The sequence below is a fragment of the Pseudoruegeria sp. SK021 genome (assembly GCF_002119405.1).
Taxonomy (GTDB): domain Bacteria; phylum Pseudomonadota; class Alphaproteobacteria; order Rhodobacterales; family Rhodobacteraceae; genus Meridianimarinicoccus.
Map to the genome: position 1 here is coordinate 1 of NZ_MTBG01000030.1, position 10,199 is coordinate 10,199.

The 10,199-nt window shown below is 59.6% G+C and carries 8 protein-coding genes; all 8 read right to left on the reverse strand.

Translation table 11 applies throughout. The annotated features are described in order from the left end of the window. Positions 1-475: 475 nt before the first annotated feature. Entirely contained in the window at positions 476-1,819 is a 1,344-nt protein-coding gene (locus tag BV911_RS14925; RefSeq protein WP_086054424.1) for an amidohydrolase family protein, read from the reverse strand. A gap of 191 nt (positions 1,820-2,010) precedes the next feature. Next, positions 2,011-3,288 carry a BatD family protein gene (locus BV911_RS14930; protein ID WP_086054425.1) on the reverse strand — a complete coding sequence of 426 codons (1,278 nt, stop codon included), beginning with the start codon at positions 3,286-3,288 and terminating at the stop codon, positions 2,011-2,013. Beyond that, the gene (locus tag BV911_RS14935) at positions 3,285-4,799 is read right to left on the reverse strand and encodes a VWA domain-containing protein (protein ID WP_086054426.1); all 1,515 of its coding nucleotides are present in this window, start codon (positions 4,797-4,799) and stop codon (positions 3,285-3,287) included. Before BV911_RS14935 ends, BV911_RS14930 begins: the two co-directional genes overlap by 4 nt. Next, the gene (locus tag BV911_RS14940) at positions 4,796-5,779 is read right to left on the reverse strand and encodes a VWA domain-containing protein (RefSeq protein ID WP_086054427.1); all 984 of its coding nucleotides are present in this window, start codon (positions 5,777-5,779) and stop codon (positions 4,796-4,798) included. The genes BV911_RS14935 and BV911_RS14940 overlap by 4 nt, the downstream gene beginning before the upstream one ends. Beyond that, positions 5,776-6,246, reverse strand: a complete 471-nt coding sequence (locus BV911_RS14945; RefSeq protein WP_086054428.1) for a DUF4381 domain-containing protein — start codon at positions 6,244-6,246, stop codon at positions 5,776-5,778. Before BV911_RS14945 ends, BV911_RS14940 begins: the two co-directional genes overlap by 4 nt. Then, the gene (locus BV911_RS14950) at positions 6,243-7,148 is read right to left on the reverse strand and encodes a DUF58 domain-containing protein (RefSeq protein ID WP_240512265.1); all 906 of its coding nucleotides are present in this window, start codon (positions 7,146-7,148) and stop codon (positions 6,243-6,245) included. The genes BV911_RS14945 and BV911_RS14950 overlap by 4 nt, the downstream gene beginning before the upstream one ends. An 82-nt stretch (positions 7,149-7,230) precedes the next feature. Continuing rightward, entirely contained in the window at positions 7,231-8,220 is a 990-nt protein-coding gene (locus BV911_RS14955; RefSeq protein ID WP_086054445.1) for a MoxR family ATPase, read from the reverse strand. Between the two features lie 98 nt (positions 8,221-8,318). After that, a complete protein-coding gene (locus BV911_RS14960; protein WP_086054430.1) occupies positions 8,319-9,863 on the reverse strand; it encodes an arylsulfatase in 1,545 nt (514 codons plus the stop codon). Positions 9,864-10,199 lie beyond the last annotated feature (336 nt).

The following is a 10,199-nucleotide window of genomic DNA, read 5'->3' on the forward strand; positions in this document are numbered from 1 at the left end:
ACGAAACGCCCCAAACCTGATACCCGAAAAACGCTGCCTCACGGCAACGCGTCACAGGTGGCCGAATGCGTCGGAACAGGTGGCCGGATGTTGTCGGAATGGGTGGCCGGATGTTCCGGAATACGCACGCGTGATCTGAAAGGCTGCATGGTCGCGAGGCAAGAACCGGTCCCTGCAATGAACCCCTTGCCCAGCAGCGTGTCGCGGACCGTCGACGCACCCAGACAGTCCTGCTCGGCGTGTCTGTCATCGAACGGCTTTAAGCTGGCGCGGTCGTTGCCGCAGAGCGGCGGATCGATAGCAGGATCGTCGAACGGCCAGATGAACTGTTGACCGAGATAGTCTGTGGCACTGTCAGCCGATTTATCTAAGGGTACCCCCTTAGAATGCTGACAGGTGCCTATTTCAGAATGGCGGTTCAGACACTGCCGCAGGGGGCTATGGCAATGCCTCAATTGCGATGTGCCGGCGAGAGTTAGTCCGCCGTCAGCGTGTTCTTAACGATTTGGCCGTTCTTCATGATCACCAGCAGGTTCTTTTCAGGGTCGGCCAATAGCGTGATATCTGCGACCGGATCGCCATCAACCAACAGCAGATCGGCCAGTGCGCCGATCTCGACCACGCCCAACTTGCCCGGATAGGGGTTGCGCCGGTCGGACAGCGCCAGCAGTTCCGCATTATCGGCGGTCGCCATCTTTAGCACCTCGGCGGGGGTATACCACCGCGTCATCACCTCTAGCTGGGCGCCTTGCTGGGACGCGCGGTGTGCATTGAATAGAATATCCGTGCCGAAGGCGACTTTGATATCGTACTTTTTCGCCAATCCGTACGCCCTGTCGGTGCCGGTGGCGATCCTAGCGGAATCCGCCTGCCGCGCGGCATCGGCATGCACATTCCCAAGATGACCGCCCAGAAACGGCTGCAGGCTCCACCAGATGTCGTTTTCTGCCATCAACTTGACGGCCTCTTCATCGGCAAGCTGACCGTGATCGATGACCTTGGCCCCGGCTTCGATCGCATTGCGTATCGCTTCGGGCGTGTAGGCATGCACGGTGACATAGGTGCCCCAGTTCGCCGCCGCCTCAACTGCTGCGCGGATCTCGCCAACGCTGAGTTGCACGGTATCCAAAGGTCCATAGGGAGATGAGACGCCGCCGCCGACCGTCAGCTTGATCTGGCTGGCACCTTGCAGCAACTGCTCGCGGGTGCGCTTGCGGACCTCATCGGGGGAATCCACAATCGCCGACATGCCCATGCGCTCGGGAAAGCTGAGGTTATCGGGGGTCGCGGGAAAATCAGACAGCATCCGGAAATCACCATGCCCGCCGGTTTGCGAGAGCATCGCGCCCGAAGGCCAAATGCGCGGTCCGGCAATCGCGCCGCTGTCAATCGCCATCTTCAACCCGAAGGTCGGTCCACCCAGATCCCGCACACTGGTAAAGCCGCGCATCAGCGTCGCCTGAGCCTCGGCACCGGCCAATAGCGTAATGAAGGTGAAGGGCGCCGTGCTGGCAAGAGCCATCGAGGGCCGCGCCATGAACGTATGCCAATGCGCGTCAATCAGCCCGGGCATCAACGTGCGCCCGTCGCCGGAGATATGCACGGCCTCTGCGCCTGCGTCGATCAGATCCGCTGAAATCTGGGCGATGTGATTGCCTTCGACCAGCACATTCATCGGGTCCGTCAACGCCGTGCCATCAAAGACGCGGACATTTTCGAAAACAATCGTCTCAGGAAGCGCGTCCTGCGCATTGCCAGTCGACGCTGCGGCAAATGCCATAAAACTGGCAGCGAAAAACACGCCAATTGCTTTTTTCATAGTAATTCTCTTTCTTTTCCACTGCGTTTCTTGGCAAATTTTTTTATTATTGAGGCCTTCTAAGGTACGCTGGCTAGTCTGCCCAAGCCTTGAACGTGTCCGAAAGGCGGCGTTTTTGCGTCGTTTGTGACTCCTGTCGTCATCGCCGGATACATCTTAGCGGGCTGTTCGATTTTTCCAGACCATTTCAGTCACGATGGCGCAGTTCTTTTGATAAGCCCGCTCGGATTGAGCGGCGGCAACGCACCCTGTGCGGTCGTGTGGGGTCTGCCCCCGCTTTGCTGTATCATGGGAGGAAGGCTTTGCCATAACTCGGGTGCGGCACTGTCCGGTGAACGGCCATAGATATGCTGGCCAATCACGGTCAGGGCCTCTGATATCCGTTCCATGGTTTCTGGGCGCGTGGCGGGTGCGCGATTGGCCCAGACATCAAGACACCGAAGCGTTTCGGGTAAATCCTGCGCGGAAATTGCGGTTAGCAGGGCGTTCTGGGCATAGGATTTGCTCGCCAGTCGTGCGGACTTTCTGGACTGCAGGGCGCCCGTCACATGGGGCCATGCCCGCCAGCCGATAAATGCGGCGCCAGAACATCCCACCAATATCACAAGGCCCAGCGTCCAATTTCTTGGCTCTGCGGGGCCTGACACGAGAGGCGGACCGTCAACTGAAATTTCAAACCCGTCTAGGGTCGCGACCTCAATCTTGCCAGATTTTAAATTGAACCAGCGCACATCAATCGGCGCGACCTGACCGCTGCCACCGCCCTCTGCCATCAGCGTTTCGGATTCGATGCGGACCCCCGACAACACGCCGCGATCTTCAGATTCCGTCACCTCAGGATGGTCGGGATACGCGCGGATGCCGTCGATCTCGACTGGTGGCAATAGCGGCGGCAACATGAACGGCGACGCACCGGAAACTGTTGCGGTCACGGTGCGCACAACGCTGTCGCCTGCGGCCAAGCCCGTCGTCTGATCGGACACCTCTTGGGTCAGCGTTAGGTCTTCTGCGGCAATGAACGGGTTCAGCCCCTCGGCGCCGCTGGGGATCACGCCCTCGATTGCGATCGCCTCGGTCTGGACGGTTGTTGTAATCGGGTCGCTTTGATCTGGGCCCGCATAGGTTACAAGAATGTCTTGCGGTGGGATGTTGAACTGGCCCGGAACCATCGGCGATAGAAGATACCGTCGCGAGACGCCCGACCAATTTTCACCTTCGATCTGCTTACTGAGGGGCGTGGTAGAGCGGTCACTCAGTATCACGCGCAGGTTCGGCATCTCAAGGGACGGAAACTCAGCCGGGGTAGACAGCCATGTCGGCACCAGAATCGAAATGCGCAGGGTCAGGAATTGGCCCGGAATCGCCGCGGTCTCGTCGATCTGCACATCGACGACCGGTAGCGGGCTTTGAGCCTGCGCCGGCGCGAGCAAAGACACCACCAGTGCGAATGATATGGCAAGCAGTCTCATTGTGTTGCCGCCTCAATTGCAAAGCGCTGACGCAAAAAATCGCCCGTTTGTGTGTCGACGGTGTTCATCCACTGATCCGTGCTGAGCAGAGCCTCACTCGCGTCGCCGCCCTCCAGTTCCGTGTCGGCCCCGCGCGCGTCGGTGTTGTCCATGACTACGTCATCCGCGCCGATGCCCTGTTCTTCGCCGGTATCGGATTGTTCGCGGGCCTCTTCGACATAGGAGAGAATAGTCTTCGCAGTTTCCAGATTTTCGGACGCGCCGGGGAAGTCGGGATCACGCTGCAATGTGAGTTCAAACGCTGCAATGCCGTCCCGGTATTCCCGGGCCTTGATGTGCGCCATTCCTTGCACAAAGGCGGCATCGGCACTGTCGATGCGCGCGAAGGTTTTCGCCGCCTCGGCATATTGGCCGTCACGATACAGCGCCCAGCCGATCCGCATCGGGTCGGCGAACAGGTCCGCCGCACGATCATAGGTCTTACGCTGATACGCGATCTGCCCTTGCTGGTCAGGCGTAAAGAACCAGTCGGCCACGCCGTCCGCCCTTGCCGTGCCCGGTTGCCAGAGCCCGCAGCCCAGCACCAGAACGATCGCCCACCGCATGGTCCAGCCGCGACGAAACCACGGCAGCGCCAGCATCAGGGCGGGTACCGCCAGCCACCAGCCGCGATCTTCCCAAGGTTGATCGCCGTCTTGGGTCAGCGCCCGCTGATAGGCCGCGTTCAGACTGCGATCGAGTTTTCGAATGTCAGCGTCGTCCGGTGTTGCCGGCACGACCAGAAACGGCGCCGCATCTAGCCCTGCATCCGCCGTGCCATCAGGTAGCATGGCCAACGCTGCAAGACTGGTCTCATCATCCACCGTCAATGCGGAGATTTGGGTGGTGTCGAGGCCGTCTGTCACAAACAGAATACCGCCCGGGGAGGGTTCCTTGGCTTGCAGCGCCTGCGCAATGGCCAGCGCGGCCACCGCATCATCACCGTCTTCGGGCATGACATCCGGCGTCAACCCTTGGAGGTAGGGCTGCATCACCGACGGGTCATCTGTCATCGGCACAACCGAATGCGCCGTCCCGGAATAGGCCACCAGCGCCGTGCGCGCCCCGGCTCGTAATTCCAGAAGGTCACGAATTTTTTGTTTGGCCCGTTCAAGCCGTGACGGGGCAAGATCGGTGCCCTCCATCGTCTCCGCCACCTTTAACACAATCACCAGCGGTGCGGTTTGCGCCACGAAGGGATCCGGAACACGCGTCCAACTGGGACCGGCAGCCCCGAGAATGGCAAGACCAAGAACTGCCGCAACGCCGTCGATTGGAAGCAAGCGTCGGCGCTGGTCCACACCCAAGGTCAAGGCCTCGCGCAAATGCGGTGCCAAACCGGCAACGACAGGGGTGTCGCGCACCGCCCCTTTGCGCACCGCCCACCAAATAACGGCAATCAGCGGAAGCAAAATCAGGACCAGCGGCCTGATGAAGTGAAAGGCCTCAAAGGCGACGGCCAGATCGGTCATACGCGCCTCCTGCGGTGGCGACCAAATGATAAGGCCAGTAGGCCGACGCATCCGATCAACGCAGCGATGCCGAGCGGAATAAAGGCCAGCGCTTGTCGCGGGCGATAGGACAGGGTTTCGGTCTCGCGCGGCGCAAGCGCGTCGATCCGGTCATATACTTGTGTCAGCCCGTCTGCGTCCTGCGCATAGAAATAAGCTCCGCCTGTCCGCGCTGCGATATCCTTGAGCGTCGTCAGGTCGACCTTGTCCTCGCCCGCCGCATTGGGGTCGCCGACGCCGATGGTATATATCTCGATGTCTTTGTCAGCGGCGATCTGTGACGCATTGATCGGGCTCATCCGGCTGGCGGTATCCGTGCCGTCCGATAGCAGAATCAACAGGCGTTGGACGATGTCGCTGGCCTCGAACGTCCGGATCGATAATCCAATCGCATCGCCAAGGGCGGTGTGGGGACCGGCCATGCCGACTTCTGTTTGCCCGAGCAATTCGGAAATGGTTTGCAAATCTTCGGTCAGCGGTGACTGAACATAGGCCTTTGAACCGAAAACAATCAGCGCCATCCGGTCGCCGCTGCGGCCCGCGATGAAGCCGTCGACGACGGTGCGAACGCCTGCAAGACGCTGGACCTTTGTCTCGGGCGAGGTTGCGAAATCTTTGGCGTCCATCGATCCGGAAATGTCGATCGCCAACACCACATCGCGGCCCGCGCGGGACATCTCGACCGGTTCCCCGACGCGTTCTGGACGGGCAAGCGCCAAGACAAGCAGCACCCAGATCAGCCCCGCCACAATCATCTGAAGCGCGGATCGCGACAATACCACCGATCCGGGACCGGGTGTGGTGCCCGCAGAATCCACAATCCTGCGAAAAAACGGAAATCTCAGTGCCGGAACCCGTTCGCGGTGGGGCGGCACCAGCCATAACACCAGCAACGGCAGTGGCAGAAGCACCAGCGCCCACGGAAAGCCCAAGGTCATCATCGCACTTCCTCGGGCCGATGCCGTTTGATCCAATGCGCCGCCAGCTCGGTCAATTTCTCGGATGTTGTCGCGCCAGTATAAGGTGCAGTGGCGATGATCCTGCCGGGACCTTGCGTGAAGGTCGTGCCGCTGGATGTTTGATCCAGAAACTGAAGCCAATCGTCACCGGACAGACTGGCGACCTGCGTACGTGGATAGGCCGCCAATGCCGTGCGCCGAAGGATGTCGGCTATCGCGCGCGGGTCATCACGGCTGACGCCCAATTCTTGCAAAGCTGCGCGGCGATAGGCGTTGGCCCTGTAGTGCCGCCACAGCCGCCACACGCCCGCGACAAGCGCCAACAGCAGCGCACCAGCGATCACCGCCCAGCCCCACGTTTGCGGCACCATCGACACTGGCGCAGGTTCGATCGGGTCGATCAGTGCGTTGATCAGCTCGATCAGGGAGGTGGGTGCGTCGCCGGTCATCGCCGCCGCCTCGGCAGGCCCATCAATCGCCGCATCTGGGTGACGCTATCTTCGGCTGCGCTCAGCGGCATCACCGGCACCCCAAGCTGTCGCTGCCAATCCAGAATGTCCGCCAGCCGCCCTGATGCCATCTCCTTCAACCGTCCGTGTACGGACCTGTCGCCGGTGTTGATCTCGGCCTGCAATTCGCCATCAGATACAACGATGCGGGTATCTGGCGGCACCTCATCTGAATAGGGATCCGAGACCAGCCCGACCACCAGATCATTGTGCCGCGACAGGCCCGTGATGAGCCGGCGGGTGGTGTCGTCCACCTCGTCAAAATCGCTAAAGATCAACACAAGATGGTTGCGCGGTGCAATCCGCGCGACCGATTCTAAGACCCGGTTCATCGGCATGGATGTGACGGGTGGCGCATCGGCACGCAGCATACCATTGGCCTCGGCCAACGCGGTCAGAAACTCGGTCAGGGATTTGCGGCTGCGCGCCGGACGGATTTCGGCAAGCGTGTCATCGCCGAACACGATGCCGCCGACCCGATCACCCTGATCAAATATCCGAAACGCCGCCAGAGTGGCGCATTCGGCAGCGGTGACCGATTTCATATTCAGGGCAGAGCCAAAAAACATCGACATGCGCTGGTCGACGACAATCAAGGTGGGGCGATCGCGCTCTTCCGTGTAAACGCGCACATGCGGCGTCCCGGTGCGTGCCGTAACCTTCCAGTCTATGGTTCGAATATCGTCCGCGGGCATATAGTTGCGCAGTTCCTCAAAGTTGAGGCCGCGCCCGCGCAACCGCGAGGCGTGACGCCCATTCAGGACACTGCGGGCGGGTTGCCGGGGCAGAAAGCTGATCTGTTGGGCCCGCAATTCAAGCGCCCGCAAATGCGCAAGATCCACGCGTATCCGGGGGTCAGCCTCTGCCGTCCCGATAGACGGGACCAAACCAGATCGAATAAGGGCGGCACGATCGGTCATGACATCACGGCAGCGCGACCTGCTTCACCACTTCGGCGACCACTTGATCGGGGGTCACCCCCTCGCCTTGGGCCTCAAATGTCAATCCAAGGCGGTGGCGCATCACGTCAGGGACGATTGCGCGGATATCCATGGGGTCGACATAGTCCCGGCCTGCCAGCCAGGCATGGGTGCGGCCGCATTTATCAAGCGCCAAAGATGCGCGGGGCGAGGCGCCGATTTCGATCCAGCGTGCCAGGTCCGGGCCGAATTCTGACGGAATGCGGGTGGCATTGACCAAATCCGCCATATAGCGGTCCATCGCATCCGAGACATGGATATCACCGATTTCACGGCGCGCGGCAAAAATGGCGTCTTGTGGAATCGATTGGGGCTGGTCGGTCGCAGCCTGCCCGTGTTGGTCCGCCATCGCGGCATGTTCCTCGCCGCGCACAAGACGGATCACTTCGACCTCATCCTCGACCGGCGGATACGTTATCAGGACATGCATCAAAAACCGATCCATCTGCGCCTCGGGCAGCGGATATGTGCCCTCCTGCTCGATGGGGTTCTGGGTCGCCATGACCATGAACAGCGGCTCCATCTTGTGAGTGGTGCCAGCGACCGTGACCTGACGCTCTTCCATCGCCTCAAGCAAAGCGGCTTGCACTTTCGCAGGGGCGCGGTTGATTTCATCGGCCAAAACGATGTTTGCAAAAATCGGGCCGGGCTCAAACTTAAACTCGGATTTGTCGCCGGACTGGTAATAGATTTCGGTGCCGGTCACGTCGGATGGCAGAAGATCGGGCGTAAACTGGATGCGGCTAAAATCGGCTTCTAGGTTCTTGGCCAATGCCTTGATCGCGCGGGTTTTGGCCAGACCGGGAAGCCCTTCGATCAGAAGGTTGCCATTGGCAAGAAGCCCTATCAGCAGGCGGTCGATGACGTCGCGTTGACCGATGATCGATTTGCCCATGCGGGTCCGAAGGTCTTCGATCTGTTCGCGTGGTGTCATCGTCATAATGTCCATTCGCATAATGATTTTTTGAAAGTGCCGGGGGCGTAAAAAAAACGGCGCGGACCACCATGGGTGATCCGCGCCGGGTGGCGGTGTTACTGGCCTGTCGCAGCTTCGAGTGTCTTGTTCAGCTCTTCCTGAAGCTGATCAATTGAGAAGCTGTCCGGGCGCTGTGCGGGCGGAAATTCCTCGAACGTGGAAAGGAATGCGCCAGCTTCGGCTTGTGCCGCGCTGAGCAGGAAGATGTGATCAAACAACCAGTCGTAATAGGTGTTGGATGTGACATCCGCGATCTCATAAGGATCGGCGCGAAGATCAAACAGCTTGGGCACGCGAAGTTTCGTGAAGGGTTCTGCCCAGATGTTCAGAGTGCCTTTTGCGCGCTGCTCTTGGAAGACGACCTTCCAGTTTTCGTAACGCAGAGCGACCATTTCGCCGTCGTCGTTGAAGTAGAAGAATACGTCGCGTGCGCCTTCATCGGCCTCGCCAGTCAGGTAGGGAAGCTGGTTGTAGCCGTCGAGGTGGTTCTTGTATTCAACGCCATCAATCGTGGTGCCTTCAAGCAGGCGTTCCTTGATGTCGGTATCACCGGCGGCCGCCATCAAAGTCGGGAGCCAATCAAGTCCCGAGAAGATGTCGTTCACGACGGTACCGGGCTCAATGTGGCCGGGCCAGCGAACCATGGCTGGCACACGGAATGCACCTTCCCAGTTGGTGTTCTTCTCGCTGCGGAACGGGGTGGTGCCGGCATCGGGCCATGTGTTCGCATGAGGTCCGTTGTCGGTTGTGTAGACAACGATCGTGTTATCCGCGACCCCCATCTCGTCGAGCGAACCCAGAATTTCGCCAATCAGCGCGTCATGTTCGATCATGCCGTCGGCATATTCGGTTAGCGCGGTCAGGCCGGGTTCGCTGCGATGCTCGTCGCGCACGTGGGTGCGGGCGTGCATGCGGGTGGAGTTGTACCATGTGAAGAACGGGACTCCAGCCTCGACTTGACGCTGCATGAAGTCGATGGCTGCGGCGGCGGTCTCGTCGTCGACAGTTTCCATCCGCTTCTTGGTCAGCGGACCGGTATCTTCGATCTCGCCGTCAGCCGACGACTTGATGACGCCGCGCGGGCCAAACCGCTCGCGGAACGCGGGATCGGTCGGGTAATTGCGGTTCTCGGGCTCTTCTTCGGCATTCAAATGATAGAGGTTGCCAAAAAATTCGTCGAAACCGTGCGCGGTCGGAAGAAACTCGTCCTTGTCGCCAAGATGGTTCTTGCCGAACTGACCCGTGGCATAGCCCTCGTCTTTCAGCGCCGACGCAAGGGTCACATCCGTTGCCTGCAGACCGGCATTTGCACCCGGAAGGCCGACTTTCGACATGCCGGTGCGCAACGTGGACTGACCTGTAATAAAGGTCGAGCGCCCCGCTGTGCAGCTTTGCTCGGCATAATAGTCGGTGAAAATAGCACCGTCCTTGGCGATCTGGTCGATGTTTGGCGTGTTATAGCCCATCAAACCCATGCTATAGGCGGAGATGTTGCTCTGCCCGATATCATCGCCAAAGATCACCAAAATATTTGGCTTATCTGCCGAGCTATCTGACGCGGTTTGCGCTGTCACAGCGCCCGCGACCAAGGCAATCGCCATGGCCAACGCGCTTCCATAGAGTTTCACTTATCCAGCCTCCAATGTTAGTGGATAATTGACAATATAACAGATTCTTAGGCGTCGAGAACCCAGTATCGACCTGTAACCCGGTGTTTTTAATGAGACGCAAAAGGGTCAGATCGTCGATACCGGGGCCATCCCGGTCAAGACGTTATCCGCATAGCGATTGCTTCCAACGACGCAAGAGAGCGACATCTTTTGGCATGCGCGCCCGATCTTTACTGCGGTCGGCATTGAGGTCCTTTGGGCACATGCTTCGGTCAGCAGTCAGCGCCTGACTGCCATCATGATACTGGCTCGTTGCACGTCGGCAAT